A 15,589-nucleotide genomic window follows, 5' to 3' on the forward strand; every position below is an offset into this window, starting at 1 on the left:
CGGAGGCCCGAACGGACGGGCGCCGCGCATAGGCCGAACCTGCCACTCGCGCCCGCCCCTGCCAACGCCGCCGCAGATCGTGCCGGATACGGTTCGAGGCGAGCCTTGCCGATAACCGCGTTCCCCGCCTGCCATCATTGGGGTAGAGGCTCCACATGGCCCGGATGAACAAGGCAATACCCGGCCGCGCCGGCTGGTGGGAGGAAGCGCGCGCCACCCTTCTCCTCGCCTGGCCGATGGCGCTGACCAATCTCTCCCAGATGGCCCTGCTGGCCACCAATGCCGCCTTCCTCGGCCATCTCTCCACCGAGGCGCTGGCGGCGGTCACCCTTTCCGGCACCATCCTCTGGACCGTGCTGTCGCCCGGCTTCGGCCTCTCTTTCGCCAGCGCTGCCATGCTCGCGCAGGAGAAGGGCAGGCGCGTCGGCCATGTGCGCGCCATGCGTCGCACGCTGCGGGCGGGCTTCTGGGGCGCCGTGCTCGCTTCCATCCCCGGCATGCTCATCCTGTGGAACGGCGGCGCGGTGCTGCGGGCGCTCGGCCAGGATCCCGCCCTTGCCGGGCCGGCGCAGGACTTCATGCGCGCCGTCCTCTGGGGCATCCCGGCCTTCGCCCTCTTCCTGACGCTGCGTGGCCTGATGGCCGCGATGGAGCGGCCCTGGGCGCCGCTGGTGATCGGTGTGCTCGCGGTGCCGCTCAACGCGTTCATCGATTGGGTTTTCATCTTCGGCAACCTCGGTGCCCCAGCCCTCGGCGTCCGCGGCGCCGGGATCGCGAGCGCCAGCGCCGACATCTTCATGTTCGCCGCCCTGGCCCTCATCGTGGCGCGCGACCGGCGCCTGCGGCGCTACCGCTTCTTCGGCCGCTTCTGGCGCCTCGACCCCTCCCGGCTCGGCAAGGTGCTGCGGCTAGGCCTGCCGATCTCGGCCCAGATGCTGCTGGAGATAGGGCTGTTCAGCGCGGTGGGCCTCGTCATGGGGGCCTTCGGTGCCGGGGCGGTTGCGGCCCACGCGATCGCGCTGCAGATCGCCAGCACCACCTTCGCCATCCCTCTCGGCCTGGCCCAGGCGGCGACCACGCGGGTGGGGCTGGCCATCGGCGCCGCCCGCCCCCGCGCGGCCTGGCGCGCCGGCTGGACGGCCATCCTCCTCTCCACCGCCTTCATGGGGCCCATGGCCGCCGTGATGCTGCTGGCGCCGGGAACCCTCGTCGCCCTCTTTCTCGACTCCGCCGCGCCGGGCGCGAGGGAGACGGCCGCCCTGGCCGCGACCCTTCTCTTCCTCGCGGGACTGTTCCAGCTCAGCGACGGGGTGCAGGTGGTCGGCGCCGGGGCCTTGCGCGGCCTGCACGACACGCGCGCACCGATGCTGATCGCCGCCGCCGGCTACTGGGCGCTGGGCTTCACCGCCGCCCTCGTGCTCGCCTTCCCGGCCGGGCTGGGCCCTGCGGGTATCTGGGCCGGGCTCGTCATCGGCCTGCTCGGCGTCGCGGCGGCGATGAGCTGGCGCTGGGCCCGACTCTCCCGCCGCGGCGGCTTGACGGGCCGCCGCCAGCTTGCCCCCATCGCGCCATGAGCACCCCGCCCGACACAGCACCGGCCATCTGGAAGAAGCAGACGACGCTGGAGGAGCTGACCGACCGCCTGGGGGCAGGCGCGCCCGGCTATCTCGGCCTTCGCTTCACCGAGATCGGCCCGGACTACCTCCGCGCCGCCATGCTGCTGGACCATCGCCACGTTCAGCCCTGGCGGGTGCTGCATGGCGGCATCTCCGTCGTGGTCTCGGAGACGCTGGGCAGCGTCGCCTCCTTCCTCGCGGTGCCGGAGGGCTTCCACTGCGTGGGCATCGAGATCAACGCGAACCACATCGCCCCTGTGCCAGAGGGCCAGGAGATCACGGCGGAGTGCCGCCCGATCCATACCGGCCGCTCCACCCAGGTCTGGCAGACTGAGATTCGGCGGCCCGACGGGCGGCTGGCTTGCATCTCCCGCATCACCTGCGCCGTGGTGCCGGACTAGGGTAGGGGCGCCGTTACCTTCCGTATCGGGCCGCCGCGCACGGGAAACCCCACCTGCGCCAGGATGCTTCACCGGAAAGGCCGGTGTTGAGGATTCCCCCATGCACAAGTCCCTGTTCCTCGCCGTGGCGCTGGGCCTGACCGGCGCCGCAGGGCTCGCCCTGGCCCAGCCCGCGCCCCCGCCGCCGGCCGCACCGCCGCCAGCGCCCCAGGTGCAGGCCCCCGTGCCGCCCCCGCCGCCCGGGCCGGGGCCGCGCGGACCCGGCATGCCGGGCCCGGAGGGAGGCCCCGGCATGCACGGGCCGATGATGGAGGCCTACGGCCCCATGCGGGGCTGGCACCGGCCCCCGCCGCCCTCCCGTGCGGCCAGCTTCTACTTCCAGCGCAACGACGACGAGATCCATATCCAGTGCGCCGAGGGTGAATCCACCCGCGCCTGCGTGGATGCCGCCTCCGTCCTGCTGGACAAGCTCGGCGCGCTTCCGGCTCGATAATCCGTGCGAGGACGGGCCTCCCGAGCCCGTCCATAGCCGGCCTGGCGATCACAACCCCTCCAGCCTGCTCCGGAACGGGCGCGCGCGGTCGCGAAGGCGGCTACGAGCCCCGGGCCGCGATCGGCGCGGCGGGGGTTCGCCATGCCTGCTCGTCCAAGGCCGCTTTTTCCGCGCCTTCTCTGCCGCGCCCTGATCATGGCGTCCCTGATGGCCGGTCCGGCCGTGGCAGAGGAGGGGAATGCCACGCCATCCCCCGACGGCCTCCGCTGGAACGGCCCGGCGCCTACTCTGCAACTCGGGGGCGGCGACTTCACTCTTCGCCCCACGCTTCGCCTGGACGCCGACGCCGGCTCCTTCTTCGGTCAGGAGGAACCGGGCGGCTACCGAAGCGGCGTGAACATCCGGCGCGGCCGCCTGGGCGCGCGCGGCACGGTGCTGAGAGACTTCTCCTACGCCTTTACCTGGGAATTCGGGGGCGCCTCGCCGAACGATTACGGCAATCTCTTCGAGGCCCAGGTCGCCTATACCGGCCTGCGGGGCACCACCATCCGCGCCGGAGCCTTCACGCTCCAGCACCTGCCCGATTTCGCCGGCTCCTCCTTCGACCTTCCCTTCCTGGAGAGGGCGGCGATCAGCAATGTCGTCGGCTCCCTCGCCTCCGGCACCACGCGGACGGCCATCGGCGCCGAGGGGAACGGCGCGCTCGGTGGGGAGGGCGCCCGCTGGAATGCCAGCGCCTATGTCACCGGCGGCGTCGCCTCCACGCCCCATGACGAGCGGCAGCGCGGTCTGGTCGGGCGCGCCGTGCTGCTGGCGGTGGACCGCCCGGGGTTGCAGGTCCAGCTCGGCCTGGACGCCGCGGTGCAGCTTCACCCCGGCACGAGCCCCGGCCCGGAATCCGTCCGCCTGCGCGACTACCCCGAACTGCGGGTGGACAGCCGCCGCTTCCTCGACAGCGGCAGCATCCGCGCGGACAGCGCCTGGGCCGCGGGGCCGGAAGCTTCGGTCCGTCTCGGCCCGGTCTACCTCGAGGGCGTGTGGCAGCGGGTCGCCGTGGACGCCGTCTCAGGTCCCGACGCCCGCTTCGAGGGCTGGTACGTCCAGGCCTTGATGCCCGTGGTCGGCCCGCCCCGCCAGCGGGCGGCGGAGAGCGGCACCTGGAAGCGGCCCGAGGCGGGCGGCTTTCCCGGTGCCCTCGAACTCGCCGGCCGCTACAGCACCGTCGACCTCAGGCAGGGATCACGCGGCGCGCGGCAATCCGTCCTGACCCTCGGGCTGAACTGGTACCCGACCGACCGCCTCCGCCTCGCCGCCCATTACGAGAACGGCACCACGGTGCTGGACGGCCCCGGGCGGGACTTCCAGGCGGTCGGCCTGCGCGCCGCCTTTAACCTCTAAGGGTGCTTCCGGGGCTGGGCGGCCTCAGCAGCCGCCCGGCACCGCCTCCAGCGTCTCCAGCTTCCCGTTTACCGAGAACTCGCCGAAATCCATGTTCAGTTCATCGGCGACGCCGTTCGCGTAGTAGCGCAGCCCAACCTCGTAGTCCGGCGAGGAGGCCCCGCCGCCGCTGTTGTCCTTGCCGAAGAACGCGATGCGCATGCGCCCGCTCTCCTGCCCGCCCAGCAGCGGAAAGCGCGGCTGCGCGTCCGCCTCGCGCTTCCAGGGGGAGACGACGGTGGTGCTCTCCTGCGCCCCATCCTCGCTCGTCCCGTCCATGAGGGGCACGTTGAGAATGCGCTGGCCCCCGCGGGCGGCCGCGATCGCGCGGATGGTGTGCGCCATGGGCAGGAGCGTGCCGGGCGGCAGCGCCTCCTGCCGCGCGCCCGGCTGGTCGTAATTCGCCACGCCGGACCCGTCGGCCTGCAGTACCGCCTCCCCGGTGATGCGGTTGCTGACGGCGCCGCCCGTCATCTGCGTCATCGAGAACCGGAGGCGTCGGCCGTCCTTGCTCTCCCAGGTCGCGTAGTCGGAGGCGGTCTCGATCGTCTGGCCGTCACGGTCCTGCAGGCGCATCGTGAGGCGCTGGCGGCTGGCCCAGCCGTCGCAGGCGTCCAGCACCTCGAACAGCATCACGCCCTCCGCCCGCGAGATGTCGGAGCTGTCCCGCGACTTGTCGAAGCTGAGGCGATAGGCGCCGCGATGGGCCACCATCTCCTCCGAGCCGGGCAGGACGGCGGCCTGGACCGCCCCGGGCGCCGCCGCCGGGGCGGGCTGCTGGGCCGGCGCCGGTCCCGCCAGGGCGAAGGCCCCGGCCAGGGCGGCCACGGGGGCGATGGTGGCGGCGAGAAGAGAGCGCAGGCGCATCGAGGTGCCTTTCCGGTTCGGGCCTGACTTAGGTGCTCTTCCCCGGTGTTGCACCCTGCGTGCCAGCGGCTTCCTCGCGAAGCGCGCCCGCGGGCTTGGCGGCGGCCTTGGCCGGGGGAACGTCCGGCTTCAGGAACAGCTCCTTCCAGCGGGAGGGCTCGATGGGCGCCGGGGCCCCCATCATCAGGTCCTCGGCCTGCTGGTTGAGCGGGAAGAGGGTGATCTCGCGGATGTTCGGCTCGTCGGCCAGCAGCATCACCATGCGGTCGATGCCGGGGGCCGAGCCGCCATGCGGGGGCGCACCATAGCGGAAGGCGTTCAGCATGCCGCCGAAGCGCTCCTCCACCTCGTCCGCGGTGTAGCCGGCGATCTCGAAGGCGCGGATCATGATGTCCGGCCGGTGGTTGCGGATGGCGCCCGAGGAGAGCTCGATGCCGTTGCAGACGATGTCGTACTGATAGGCCTTGATATCGAGCGGATCCATCGAATTCAGCGCCTCCAGCCCGCCCTGGGGCATGGAGAAGGGGTTGTGGCTGAAGTCGATGCCGCCCGGCTTCTCCTCGCTCGCCTCGTACATCGGGAAATCGACGATCCAGCAGAAGCGGAAGGCGCCCTCCTCGATCAGGCCGAGCTCGTTGCCGAGGCGCGTGCGGACGGCGCCGGCGAACTTCTGGGCGTCCTCCTTCACCCCGGCGGCGAAGAAGACGGCGTCGCCGGGGTTCAGCCCGCAGGCGGCGCGGATCGCCTCCACGCGGTCGGCCTCAAGGTTCTTGGCGATGGGGCCCTTCGCGCCATCGGCGGCGAACTGGATGTAGCCGAGGCCGCCCGCGCCCTCGGTGCGCGCCCACTCGTTAAGCTTGTCGAAGAAGCCGCGGGGCTTGTCGGCCGCGCCCGGTGCCGGGATGGCGCGCACGATGCCGCCCGAGGCCGCGATCTTCGAGAAGAGCCCGAAGCCGGAATTGGCGAAATGCTGCGTGACGTCCGTGATCCTGATCGGATTGCGGAGGTCCGGCTTGTCCGAGCCGTATTCGAGCATCGCGGTATCGTAAGCAATGCGCGGGAAGGGCGCGGGCGTCACGGTACGGCCGCCGCCAAACTCCACAAAGACGCCGTGCATCACCGGCTCGATCGCCGCGAAGACGTCCTCCTGCGTCACGAAGCTCATCTCGAAGTCGAGCTGGTAGAACTCGCCGGGTGAACGGTCGGCGCGGGCGGCCTCGTCGCGGAAGCAGGGGGCGATCTGGAAGTAGCGGTCGAAGCCCGCGACCATCGCCAGCTGCTTGAACATCTGCGGCGCCTGGGGGAGCGCGTAGAACTTGCCGGGGTGCAGCCGGGAGGGCACGAGGAAGTCGCGCGCGCCTTCCGGGCTGCTGGCGGTCAGCAGGGGCGTCTGGAACTCGGTGAAGCCCTGCTCGATCATCCGGCGGCGGATGGAGGCGATGACGCCGGAGCGGAGCATGAGGTTCCGGTGCTGCTTCTCCCGTCGCAGGTCGAGGAAGCGGTAGCGCAGCCGCAGCTCCTCCGGGAATTCCTGGTCGCCCGCCACCTGGATGGGCAGGACATCGGCCGGGGACTGCACTGCCAGCTCGGCCACCCGCAGCTCCACCTCGCCGGTCGGCAGCTTCGGGTTCACCGTCCCCGCCTCGCGCGCCACCACTTGGCCGGTGACGGTGATCACGCTCTCTGGCCGAAGGTTGTCCGCGGCCTCGAAGACCGCGGAGCCGGCGGGCACCACGCACTGCGTCAGCCCGTAGTGGTCGCGAAGATCGATGAAGAGCAGCCCGCCATGGTCGCGCTTGCGGTGCACCCAGCCGGAGAGCCGGACGGTGCTGCCGGCATCCGACGCACGGAGTGCGCCGCAGGTATGGGTGCGATAGGCGTGCATGGTGGAGGGGCCTGATGCTGGTCGTGGTGCTGTCGTCTCAGGGCCCGCAAGAGCGGCAGGGCGGGGCGGGTGTCAACCCCGGTGATCGGGCGCCAGGCCTTCAGGCCCGCCCGGCGGTGCCCACCAGCAGCAGCGGGTCCACCTTCAGCTTCGCCAGCGCCCGGCGCCACTTCGCGTCCTGGTCCTCCTCGGTGAAGAGGATCGCCTCGTCCGGCGTGACGTTCAGCCAGGCATTGTGCTGGATCTCGCTCTCGAGCTGGCCCGGGCCCCAGCCGGCATAGCCGAGGGCGAGCAGCCCCTGGCGCGGCCCGCCGCCGCCCGCGATGGCCTTGAGGATGTCCACGCTGGCGGTCAGCGCGAAGCCGCCATCCATGGTCAGGCTGCTGTCGCTCGACCAATCCTGGGTGTGCAGCACGAAGCCTCGCCCACCCTCCACAGGGCCGCCGGCATGCAGGCGGATGCGGCGCGCCGGGGGAACGGGGGTCACGTCGAGCTGCTTCAGCAGGTCGTCGAAGGTGAGGTTCTCGATGGCGCGGTTCAGCACGATCCCCATCGCCCCCTCGGCCGAGTGGGCGCAGAGGCAGATCACGGAGCGCGCGAAGCGCGGGTCCTCCATGCTCGGCATGGCGATGAGCAGCTGCCCGCCGAGCCAGCCCTCCTCCGCTGGGGGCTGCTTCATGCGGGAGAGCTGGATCGGTGGGCTCTCGACTTCCGCCTCTTCCATCTCCTCGTCGAAGGAGGGGGAAAGGGGAGCCTTGTCCTTCGGGCGCCTCGTCATCCCGCGAAGATGGCGGTGCCCCCCGAGTGGTGCAACCCGCCCGCTGCCTCCGCTGTGCAGCTTCGCGTCCGGCGGTGGACGGGCGTTGACAGGGCGGCGGAACCGGCGCCGAAACTGCCGCCTCCATCCGCTGCAGGGACCCCCTATGACCATCAAGACCGGCGACGCCATCCCCTCCGTCAAGATCATGCAGGCGAGCGCGGAGGGCCCGAAGGAGGTCGATACCGCTGCCCTCCTTGGCACCGGCACCGCCGTGCTCTTCGGCGTGCCCGGCGCCTTCACCCCCACCTGCTCCGCCAAGCACCTGCCCGGCTTCGTGCAGCAGGCCGCGGCCCTGAAGGGCAAGGGCGTGGGCACCGTGGCCTGCGTGGCCGTCAACGACGCCTTCGTGATGCAGGCCTGGGCGAAGGACCAGGGCGTGGAGGACAAGGTGGCGATGCTGGCCGACGGCGCCGCCGCCTTCACCAAGGCCCTCGGCCTGGAGCAGGACCTGACCACCCGTGGTCTCGGCGTTCGCGCCCAGCGCTTCGCCCTCATCCTGAAGGATGGGAAGGTCACCTATGTCGGTGTGGAGGAGCCCGGCGCCTTCGACGTGAGCAGCGCGGAAGCCGTGCTGGCCAAGCTGTGAGCGGCCGGAAGGGGGCCGGTACGAACTGGCCCCTCTTCGCTTGGCAGGCCGGCTGGGTCTTCGCGCTGCGCAGCGCGGACCTGATGGCCAGCCCCGCCAGCGCCGGCGCGGAGCTGACGCGCATGGCGCTGGAGAAGCAGCGCGCCTTCGCCGACGGCTGGTTCGCCGCCGGCCGCGCGGCCATGCGGGGCGAGAACCCGGCCGCCGTCATGGCCGCCGCCGCCAGCCCGGCCCGCCGGCGCGTCAGCGCCAATCTCCGCACCCTCCGCAAGGGCTGAGGGGCAACCGCGCCTCCGTTCCCGCGCTTGAAACGGCGCAGGCGAGCGGAGGCGGCGGCATGGTTCTTCAGGGCAAGGTGGCTTTCGTCACCGGATCGGATTCCGGCATCGGCGCGGAGATCGCGGTTACCCTCGCCCGCGCCGGGGCGGATGTGGCCATCACCTGGCACACCGACGAGGACGGGGCGCGCGAGACGGCCCAGCGCGTGGAGGCCACGGGCCGCCGCGCCTTCGTCACGCAGCTTGAGGTAATGGAATCGAAGTCCGTCGATGCCGCCTTCGAGGCGGCCCGCAACGCGCTCGGCATCCCCGATATCCTCGTGAACAACGCCGGCAAGGGTATGGGCGGCAAGAAGCCCGTCGCCGAGATCGCGGACGAGGACGTGGAGGTGGTGATCCGCACCAACCTCATGGGGCCGCTCTGGTGCGCCCGCGCCTTCCTCCGCTACCGCCTGCCGGCGGGGGGAGGGGGCAAGATCATCAACGTCTCCTCCGTCGCCCAGCACCTGCCGACCGATGGCAGCGCCCCCTATGGCATGTCCAAGGCGGGGGTCGGCTCCTTCATCCGTAGCCTCTCGGTGGAACTCGCGCCCCATAAGATCAATGTCGTCGGCATCGCGCCCGGGTTGATCCAGACGCCGATGACGCAGGAGCGGCTGGATGATCCCGCTAAGCGGGAGGCCTCCTTCAAGGAGATCCCCTGGCACCGTGCCGGGCAACCCGAGGAGATCGCGAAGCTCGCGCTTTTCCTTGCGAGCCCCGACGCCGATTACATCACGGGACAGACGATCGTCATGGATGGTGGCCTGACCATGAACTGGGGCGGGGCCTGACCCCTCTCGCGCGCCGATGACACGTGCCCGGCACCGGGCCTAACATCTGGAAAAGCAGAGGCCATACTTCCGAGCGACGATCCAGTATGAGCGATATCAGGGAAATCTCCGTCCCCCTTACCGAAGGCCCGCTCGGCGCCGAGGACCTTGCCCATTACGAGCGCACAGGTTGGCTCGCCGCCCGCGGCTTCTTCTCCGCCGCGGAGGCCGCCGAAATCGCGCGCTGGACGGACGAGCTGGTGGCTGCCCCCGAGGTGCCGGGCCGCCACATGCTCTACCGCGAGAAGAGCCTGCTGAGCGGTGCGGAGCGGGTGATCCAGCGCATCGAGAACTTCTGTCCCTTCCACGAGGGCTTCGACCGCCTCGTTCGCGGCAGCCGGCTTGAAGCGGCCGCCGCGCAGCTGATGGGCGGCCCCGTCGTGCTGTTCAAAGAGAAGATCAACTTCAAAATGCCGGGCGGTGCGGGCTTCGAGCCGCACCAGGACCAGCAGGCGGGCTGGTCGGTCTACGCGCGCCTCTTCCTCACCGCCCTTGTCTGCATCGACCGCGCGACGGTGGAGAACGGCTGCCTCCTCATGGCCGATGCCCCCCGCTTCGTTGGGTTGATCGGCGAAGAGTGGCGCCCCCTCACGCCCGGGCAGATGGCGGGCTTCGCCCTGACGCCCGTGCCTACCGAGCCCGGCGACGTGCTCTTCTTCGACAGCTACGTCCCGCACGCCTCCGAGCCGAACCTGACGGCGGAGGCGCGGCGAATCCTCTATCTCACCTACAACCTCGCGGCCGAGGGCGACCACCGGCAGCGCTACTTTGCCGAGAAGCGCGCGAACTTCCCGCCGGATATCGAGCGCGAGCCCGGGCGGGAATACCGCTTCCGGGTTTGAGCCGGTTCAGCGGAGGGGCGAATCGGCCGGCACGCCCTCCGGCACCTGACTGCCGGAGCGCCAGCGGTGGGTGCCCGCGCCGTAGGCCACCAGCTTGCCGTCGGGGCCCAGCACCTCGGTGCGGGTGAAGAAGATGTTGCGCCCGGCGGTGACGATCCGCCCCTCGGCCACGATGCGGCCGGTGGTCACCTGCCCGGTGAAGCGGCAGTCCATATCCACCGTGACGGCCCGGCGCACATTGCCGGGCACGGTGCAGAACAGCCCCGAATAGCCGCCGGCTTGGTCGATCATCGCGAGCAGCACGCCGCCGTGGAGCACGCCGCTGCGGTTGTGGTGCCTGCGCTCCACGTCGAGGGCGAGGCGGGCATAGCCGTCTCGCCATTCCTCCAGGGTGATGCCGATGAGGTCGTGGAAGGGGGCTGTGTCGTCCATGCCGATGGCGTAGCGCGGCCCTCAGGCGATCTGCAAATCCTGGAGAACCGCTTCCAACTCCTGGAAAGAGGGCATGTAGGCGGTCGGCGCCATCTTGCGACCGGTTTCCACCGAGACCTGAGGCGCGTTGCCGTGCAGGTGCGCGACCAGCACCGCGCGGATCACCTCGAAGTACTTCGTCTCCTCGTCCACCACGCCCTTCAGCCGCGCCGCCATGGGGCCCATCACGCCATAGGCCAGCAGCACGCCAAGGAAGGTGCCGACCAGCGCGCCACCGATCATGCCGCCGAGCACCGTTGGCGGCTGGTCGATCGAGGCCATGGTCTTGATGACGCCGAGCACCGCCGCGACGATCCCGAGCGCCGGCAGCGCGTCCGCCATGCTCTGCATCGCGTGGGAGGGGTGCAGCTCCTCCTCCTTCAGCTTCTTCAGCTCCCGCGCCATCACGTCCTCGATCTGGTGCGGGTCGTCGGCATTCATGCCGACCATGCGGAGATAGTCGCAGATGATCGAGACGGCGTGGTGATTCGCCTTGATCTTGGGGAACTTCGCGAAGGCGGGACTCTCTTCTGGCTTTTCTATATGCGCCTCGAGCGCCATGGCGCCTTTCGTCTGCACGAGGCGCACGAACCAGTAGAGCAACGAGAGCATCTCCACGTAGTCGCTCTTGTGGAAGCGGGCGCCCTTGAAGATCTTCCCAAAGCCGGCGAGCGTGTGCTTCACGTCGTGCATCGAGTTCGACATGACGAAGGCGCCGACCGCCGCGCCGCCGATCATTATGCCCTCGAGCGGCAGGGCGTGCAGGATGATGTCGAACTTGCCGCCCGACAGCGTGTAGCCGCCGAAAACGGTGATCATCATCAGGACGAAGCCGATGATGGTGGTCATGGGGCGGCGTTCCTCGTGTTCTCGCGCAGGAGCAGGACGGAGACCCGGCGGTTCGCGGCATTGCCGGGATCGTTGGGCAGCAGCGGCTCGCGCTCGGCGAGGCCGGCTACGCTGCGGATGCGCGACTCCGCGACGCCGCCCTCCACCAGCAGCCGCCGGGTGGCGTTGGCGCGCTCCGCCGAGAGATCCCAGTTCGAGCGCGCGCCGGGCCGGAAGGGCGTCGCGTCCGTGTGGCCGGTGATGGAGACCGCGTTGGGCACCCGGTTGATCACCGCCGCTACCTTCGCCAGCAGCGCCTTTGCCTTGTCCGCCGGCGCGCTGCCACCAAGGGCGAACATCGGCTGGCGCTCGGCGTCCAGGAGCTGGATTCGCAGTCCTTCCGGCACCTGCTCCACCTGAAGCTGGCGGGCGAGGTCGGCCAGGGCGGGGTCGTCGCGCACGGCGGCGCGCAGCTGCTCAGCCAGGCGGTCCAGGCCCTCGCGCTCGCGCTTCTCCAACTCCTCCCGCAGCACCTCGGTGCCCGCCTTGGCGACGTCGGCCGGGCTGGTTCCCGCCTCACGGTTGCCGGGCGTGCCCATTCCCTCGGCGGCGCGACGCTCGGCCGCCTGCTCGGCCTGGAGGCGGGCGGGGGTCGCCGTCTCGTCGTCGCCCTTCGGGCCCTCGCGGCGCTCCACCGGGGTGGCCGGTGTGTCGCTGTCGTCCTCCTCGAGGTCGAAGACGACCGGGCGCGGGCCCGTCTCTACCCGCATGGAGGAGGCGTTGGAGGCCATCTGCCCCGATTCGCTCGGCGTGCGGCCGCCGAAGGGCTGACCTGAGCCGCTGGGCCGCTGGCCCATCACGTTCGTCGGGTTGAAGTAGTCGGCCAGTCCCCGCCGCTGCTCCTCCGTCGTGGCGTTGAGCAGCCACATGAGGAGGAAGAAGGCCATCATGGCCGTGACGAAGTCGGCATAGGCGACTTTCCACGCGCCGCCATGGTGGCCGCCCTCGCCCCCCTCCTCCTTCCTGATGACGATGGTGACGCCTTCGCCCTTGCCTTTTGCCACGGCTCTGCACCCCTAACCGCGGGTAGCATCGCCGAAGCACTCTCAAGGCCCGGTTAACCGCCGGCGCCTAGCGGGCGGGTTAGGCCTTCGGCAGGCAGGCCTCCTCAAGCATGCGGAAGGCGGCGGCTCGGTGGCTGATCGCGTGCTTCCGCGCCGGGTCCATCTCCGCGAAGGTCTGTGTCTCGCCCTCGGGCACGAACATCGGGTCGTAGCCGAAGCCGTGATCGCCGCGTGGCGGCCAGACCCAGCGGCCATGCGCCTCGCCGAGGAAGGCCTCAACATGGCCGTCCGGCCAGGCGAGGACGAGGGCGCAGGAGAACCAGGCCGCGCGGTCGGGCGAGTGGCGCGCCAGCCGCTCTACCTTCGCCATGGCCTCGGCATAGTCGCGCGTGCCGTCGGGCTGCTCGGCCCAGTCGGCGGTATAGACGCCCGGCGCGCCGTCCAGGGCCGCGGCGGAGAAGCCGGAATCGTCGGCCAGGGCGACGGTGCCGCTCGCCCGCGCCGCTGCCAGCGCCTTCAGCGAGGCGTTGCCGATGAAGGTCGTCTCGGTTTCCTCCGGCACGGGCAGGCCCAACTCCCCGGCCGTGACGACCGCGATGCCGTGCCCGGCCAGCAGGGCCGCGACCTCCCGCGCCTTGCCGGCATTATGGGTGGCGAGGACGAGCCGCTTCTCCGCCAGCGGGCGGTGCGCGCCGCTCACAGCCCCACCGCCGCGCGCTGGGCCGCGAAGATCTCCGCCGTTCCCTTCCGCGCGAGGGCCAACAGCCCCGTCAGCTCCGCCTCGGAGAAGGGGGCGGACTCGGCGGTCGCCTGCACCTCGACGATGCCGCCCTTGGCCGTCAGCACGAAGTTCCCGTCCGTGCCCGCCCCGCTGTCCTCGGCGTAGTCGAGGTCGAGCACCGGTTCCCCGCCATGGATCCCGCAGGAGACGGCGGCCACCTGGTCCAGCAGGGGGTCGCGCGCGATGATGTTGTTGCGGCGGAGATGCTGGAAGGCGAGGTGCAGCGCCACCCAGGCGCCCGTGATCGCGGCGCAGCGCGTGCCGCCATCGGCCGTCAGCACGTCGCAGTCGAGGGTGATGGTCATCTCCCCCATGGCCGCGCGGTCGGTCACGGCGCGCAGGCTGCGCCCGATCAGGCGCTGGATCTCCTGCGTGCGGCCGGACTGCTTGCCTCGGGCCGCTTCGCGCTCCCCACGGGTGTGGGTGGCGCGGGGCAGCATGCCATACTCGGCCGTGACCCAGCCCTGGCCCTTGCCGCGCATAAAGCCGGGCACACGCCCCTCGACGCTGGCGGTGCAGAGCACCTCGGTCACGCCCATCCGGACGAGACAGGAACCCTCCGCGTGGCGGGCGAAGCCGGGCTCGAGCTTCAGCTGTCGCAGCTGGTCGGGAGCGCGCCCGGAGGGCCGACCGGCGGGGCGGGCGGCGGGGTCGATGCCGAGCGCCTGCCCGAGGGCGGCGCCGAAGGCGGTGCCGGCGGGCTTGCCGGGGCTCCGGCCTGGCGGTGCGGATGACATGCGGCGGCTCTCTCTCGCGACGGAGGCGGGAGGAACACGCCCGGCCCCACCCCTGTCAACGCCGCGCCTGGCGCCGCCTTCGCGAGGGGCGGCCCCGGCACGGTCACTTCCGCCGCCAGGGCTTCGGCTGCGCCCGCTTCACCCGGGGGCAGCCAAAGGGCGAGCATCGCTGCCCAGGCCCCTGCCGAAGGCAATCCCCGCCTGTGTCCCGATCCATCCGCCGCGTCGCCCATGTCGGCCCCCGCATCACGACCGCATTGAGCAAGGCCTCGCGCGACGGAAGAATGTCGCCCGCGTGACCGAATGTGGCAGCGCCGCGCTTGCAATCCCGTTAATGGAACATGGCCTGATCGGAACAATTAGGTGAGAGGGCACTGCCCGCCGCGCGCACCGCGTTGACGCTCCACCTCCTGCTACCTAGGTTGAAGGTTCGCCAATTTTCACGGAGACCCGCCACCGAATGGGCGCCCAGCCCAACCAACGCCCCGGCATCACGGCATCTCGCAGCATCTCCGCGGGGGGCAGCCTGCCGGGCCTCGACATGCGCAGCGCTTCGATCCTCCGCCAGGTGGTGGAGCTTTACGTCGAGACCGGGGAGCCCGTCGGAAGCCGGACCCTCTCCCGCCGCTTGCCGCTCTCGCTCTCCCCGGCCACCATCCGCAACGCCATGGCGGATCTCGAGGAGGCCGGGCTGCTCTACGCGCCCCACACCTCCGCCGGCCGCCTGCCGACCGAGCGCGGGCTGCGCCTCTTCGTGGACGGGCTGCTCGAGTTCGGCGACCTGACGGATGATGAGCGCGAGGCCATCTCCGCCCGCTGTGCCGCCTCGGGCCGTTCGATGCAGGACACGCTGGCCGAGGCCGGGCAGATGCTTTCGGGCCTGGCCGGGGCTGCCGGCCTCGTCGTGGCGCCGAGCGCCGAGTCGGCCGTGCGCCACATCGAATTCGTCGCCCTCGGCCCCGGCCGCGCGCTGGTGGTGCTGGTGGGCGAGCGTGGCCAGGTGGAGAACCGCATCATCGAGGTTCCGCCCGGGCTCCCTGCCGGGGCGCTGGCCCAGGCCGGGAATTACCTCAACGCCCGCCTCAACGGCCGCACGCTGGAGGATGCCCGGCACCTCGTCTCGGACGAGATCGCGGCGAACCGCACGGCGCTGGATGCCCTGACGAACCAGGTGGTGCAGTCCGGTCTCGCGACCTGGGCGGGCGGGGGAGGGGGGTCGCTCATCCTACGCGGCCAGTCGCGCCTGCTGCAGAACATCGATCAGGCGACCCGCGTGGCCGAGATCCAGTCCCTTTTCGACCGGTTAGAGGCGCAGGAGACAATGCTGCGCCTGCTCGAACTGGCCCAGCGCGGGCAGGGCGTGCAGATCTTCATCGGCGCCGAGAGCGGTGTCTTCGACACCGCCGGCCTCTCCATGGTCGTCGCGCCCTTCCGCAACGGGCAGGAAAAGATCGTCGGCGCCATCGGCGTCATCGGGCCGACGCGCATCAACTACGGGCGGGTGATCCCGGTGGTGGACTACACGGCGCAGGTGATCGGGCGGATGCTGGGCTGACCGCCCTGGCTCGTCGGACGTCGTTCCGCACTCCGCAGCGAAGGTGGAAAGGCCCG

17 protein-coding genes are annotated in these 15,589 nt (G+C 71.1%); 9 read left to right on the forward strand and 8 right to left on the reverse strand.

Features of this window, described 5'->3' with window-relative positions; all coding sequences use genetic code 11:
• Positions 1–155: 155 nt before the first annotated feature.
• The 4 genes from D9599_RS08035 to D9599_RS08050 all read left to right on the forward strand — a co-directional run bounded on the left by D9599_RS08035 (position 156) and on the right by D9599_RS08050 (position 3,908).
• Positions 156–1,574 carry an MATE family efflux transporter gene (locus D9599_RS08035; protein ID WP_198380710.1) on the forward strand — a complete coding sequence of 473 codons (1,419 nt, stop codon included), beginning with the start codon at positions 156–158 and terminating at the stop codon, positions 1,572–1,574.
• Positions 1,571–2,017, forward strand: coding sequence for a PaaI family thioesterase (locus D9599_RS08040; RefSeq protein WP_198380711.1), 447 nt, complete (start codon positions 1,571–1,573; stop codon positions 2,015–2,017). The genes D9599_RS08035 and D9599_RS08040 overlap by 4 nt, the downstream gene beginning before the upstream one ends.
• A 100-nt stretch (positions 2,018–2,117) precedes the next feature.
• Positions 2,118–2,510, forward strand: a complete 393-nt coding sequence (locus D9599_RS08045) for a hypothetical protein (protein ID WP_198380712.1) — start codon at positions 2,118–2,120, stop codon at positions 2,508–2,510.
• Positions 2,511–2,717: 207 nt separating this feature from the next.
• Positions 2,718–3,908, forward strand: coding sequence for an OprO/OprP family phosphate-selective porin (locus tag D9599_RS08050; RefSeq protein WP_198380713.1), 1,191 nt, complete (start codon positions 2,718–2,720; stop codon positions 3,906–3,908).
• Positions 3,909–3,932: 24 nt separating this feature from the next.
• Here D9599_RS08050 and D9599_RS08055 read toward each other — a convergent pair whose 3' ends face one another.
• The 3 genes from D9599_RS08055 to D9599_RS08065 all read right to left on the reverse strand — a co-directional run bounded on the left by D9599_RS08055 (position 3,933) and on the right by D9599_RS08065 (position 7,378).
• Complete coding sequence (locus D9599_RS08055) at positions 3,933–4,814, reverse strand: cell envelope integrity EipB family protein (RefSeq protein WP_198380714.1); 882 nt, start codon at positions 4,812–4,814, stop codon at positions 3,933–3,935.
• 28 nt (positions 4,815–4,842) lie between these two features.
• Entirely contained in the window at positions 4,843–6,699 is a 1,857-nt protein-coding gene (gene aspS / locus D9599_RS08060) for an aspartate--tRNA ligase (protein WP_198380715.1), read from the reverse strand.
• A gap of 100 nt (positions 6,700–6,799) precedes the next feature.
• Positions 6,800–7,378: a YqgE/AlgH family protein gene (locus tag D9599_RS08065; RefSeq protein WP_198380856.1), complete on the reverse strand. Its 579-nt coding sequence runs from the start codon at positions 7,376–7,378 to the stop codon at positions 6,800–6,802.
• A gap of 244 nt (positions 7,379–7,622) precedes the next feature.
• Between D9599_RS08065 and D9599_RS08070 the strand changes: the two genes are divergently transcribed.
• The 4 genes from D9599_RS08070 to D9599_RS08085 all read left to right on the forward strand — a co-directional run bounded on the left by D9599_RS08070 (position 7,623) and on the right by D9599_RS08085 (position 10,097).
• Complete coding sequence (locus D9599_RS08070; protein ID WP_198380716.1) at positions 7,623–8,105, forward strand: peroxiredoxin; 483 nt, start codon at positions 7,623–7,625, stop codon at positions 8,103–8,105.
• Positions 8,102–8,383 (forward strand): hypothetical protein, encoded by a 282-nt coding sequence (locus tag D9599_RS08075; RefSeq protein ID WP_198380717.1) that lies wholly within the window; start codon positions 8,102–8,104, stop codon positions 8,381–8,383. The genes D9599_RS08070 and D9599_RS08075 overlap by 4 nt, the downstream gene beginning before the upstream one ends.
• A gap of 59 nt (positions 8,384–8,442) precedes the next feature.
• On the forward strand, positions 8,443–9,216 hold the full coding sequence (locus tag D9599_RS08080; protein ID WP_198380718.1) for an SDR family NAD(P)-dependent oxidoreductase: 774 nt from the start codon (positions 8,443–8,445) through the stop codon (positions 9,214–9,216).
• Positions 9,217–9,302: 86 nt separating this feature from the next.
• Entirely contained in the window at positions 9,303–10,097 is a 795-nt protein-coding gene (locus tag D9599_RS08085) for a phytanoyl-CoA dioxygenase family protein (RefSeq protein ID WP_198380719.1), read from the forward strand.
• A 6-nt stretch (positions 10,098–10,103) separates the two neighbouring features.
• On the opposite strand, the gene D9599_RS08090 is transcribed toward D9599_RS08085, so the two are convergent.
• The 5 genes from D9599_RS08090 to rph all read right to left on the reverse strand — a co-directional run bounded on the left by D9599_RS08090 (position 10,104) and on the right by rph (position 13,978).
• The gene (locus D9599_RS08090; protein WP_198380720.1) at positions 10,104–10,529 is read right to left on the reverse strand and encodes a PaaI family thioesterase; all 426 of its coding nucleotides are present in this window, start codon (positions 10,527–10,529) and stop codon (positions 10,104–10,106) included.
• A 21-nt stretch (positions 10,530–10,550) separates the two neighbouring features.
• On the reverse strand, positions 10,551–11,417 hold the full coding sequence (gene motA / locus D9599_RS08095) for a flagellar motor stator protein MotA (protein ID WP_198380721.1): 867 nt from the start codon (positions 11,415–11,417) through the stop codon (positions 10,551–10,553).
• The gene (locus D9599_RS32245) at positions 11,414–12,460 is read right to left on the reverse strand and encodes a flagellar motor protein MotB (RefSeq protein ID WP_198380722.1); all 1,047 of its coding nucleotides are present in this window, start codon (positions 12,458–12,460) and stop codon (positions 11,414–11,416) included. Before D9599_RS32245 ends, motA begins: the two co-directional genes overlap by 4 nt.
• A gap of 79 nt (positions 12,461–12,539) precedes the next feature.
• Positions 12,540–13,160 (reverse strand): RdgB/HAM1 family non-canonical purine NTP pyrophosphatase, encoded by a 621-nt coding sequence (gene rdgB / locus D9599_RS08105; RefSeq protein ID WP_198380723.1) that lies wholly within the window; start codon positions 13,158–13,160, stop codon positions 12,540–12,542.
• Entirely contained in the window at positions 13,157–13,978 is an 822-nt protein-coding gene (rph, locus tag D9599_RS08110) for a ribonuclease PH (protein ID WP_198380724.1), read from the reverse strand. Before rph ends, rdgB begins: the two co-directional genes overlap by 4 nt.
• 460 nt (positions 13,979–14,438) lie before the next feature.
• Here rph and hrcA point away from each other — a divergent pair, with 460 nt between their 5' ends.
• Positions 14,439–15,533, forward strand: a complete 1,095-nt coding sequence (hrcA, locus tag D9599_RS08115) for a heat-inducible transcriptional repressor HrcA (RefSeq protein ID WP_198380725.1) — start codon at positions 14,439–14,441, stop codon at positions 15,531–15,533.
• Positions 15,534–15,589: the final 56 nt, after the last annotated feature.

It is taken from the genome of Roseomonas sp. KE2513 (genome assembly GCF_016107305.1).
GTDB lineage: Bacteria > Pseudomonadota > Alphaproteobacteria > Acetobacterales > Acetobacteraceae > Roseomonas.

Coding starts and splice junctions, on each gene's coding strand:
- D9599_RS08035 (WP_198380710.1), top strand. CDS start 156: ATGGCCCGGATGAACAAGGCAATACCCGGCCGCGCCGGCTGGTGGGAG.
- D9599_RS08040 (WP_198380711.1), top strand. CDS start 1,571: ATGAGCACCCCGCCCGACACAGCACCGGCCATCTGGAAGAAGCAGACG.
- D9599_RS08045 (WP_198380712.1), top strand. CDS start 2,118: ATGCACAAGTCCCTGTTCCTCGCCGTGGCGCTGGGCCTGACCGGCGCC.
- D9599_RS08050 (WP_198380713.1), top strand. CDS start 2,718: ATGGCCGGTCCGGCCGTGGCAGAGGAGGGGAATGCCACGCCATCCCCC.
- D9599_RS08055 (WP_198380714.1), bottom strand. CDS start 4,814: ATGCGCCTGCGCTCTCTTCTCGCCGCCACCATCGCCCCCGTGGCCGCC.
- aspS (WP_198380715.1), bottom strand. CDS start 6,699: ATGCACGCCTATCGCACCCATACCTGCGGCGCACTCCGTGCGTCGGAT.
- D9599_RS08065 (WP_198380856.1), bottom strand. CDS start 7,378: ATGAAGCAGCCCCCAGCGGAGGAGGGCTGGCTCGGCGGGCAGCTGCTC.
- D9599_RS08070 (WP_198380716.1), top strand. CDS start 7,623: ATGACCATCAAGACCGGCGACGCCATCCCCTCCGTCAAGATCATGCAG.
- D9599_RS08080 (WP_198380718.1), top strand. CDS start 8,443: ATGGTTCTTCAGGGCAAGGTGGCTTTCGTCACCGGATCGGATTCCGGC.
- D9599_RS08085 (WP_198380719.1), top strand. CDS start 9,303: ATGAGCGATATCAGGGAAATCTCCGTCCCCCTTACCGAAGGCCCGCTC.
- D9599_RS08090 (WP_198380720.1), bottom strand. CDS start 10,529: ATGGACGACACAGCCCCCTTCCACGACCTCATCGGCATCACCCTGGAG.
- motA (WP_198380721.1), bottom strand. CDS start 11,417: ATGACCACCATCATCGGCTTCGTCCTGATGATGATCACCGTTTTCGGC.
- rph (WP_198380724.1), bottom strand. CDS start 13,978: ATGTCATCCGCACCGCCAGGCCGGAGCCCCGGCAAGCCCGCCGGCACC.
- hrcA (WP_198380725.1), top strand. CDS start 14,439: ATGGGCGCCCAGCCCAACCAACGCCCCGGCATCACGGCATCTCGCAGC.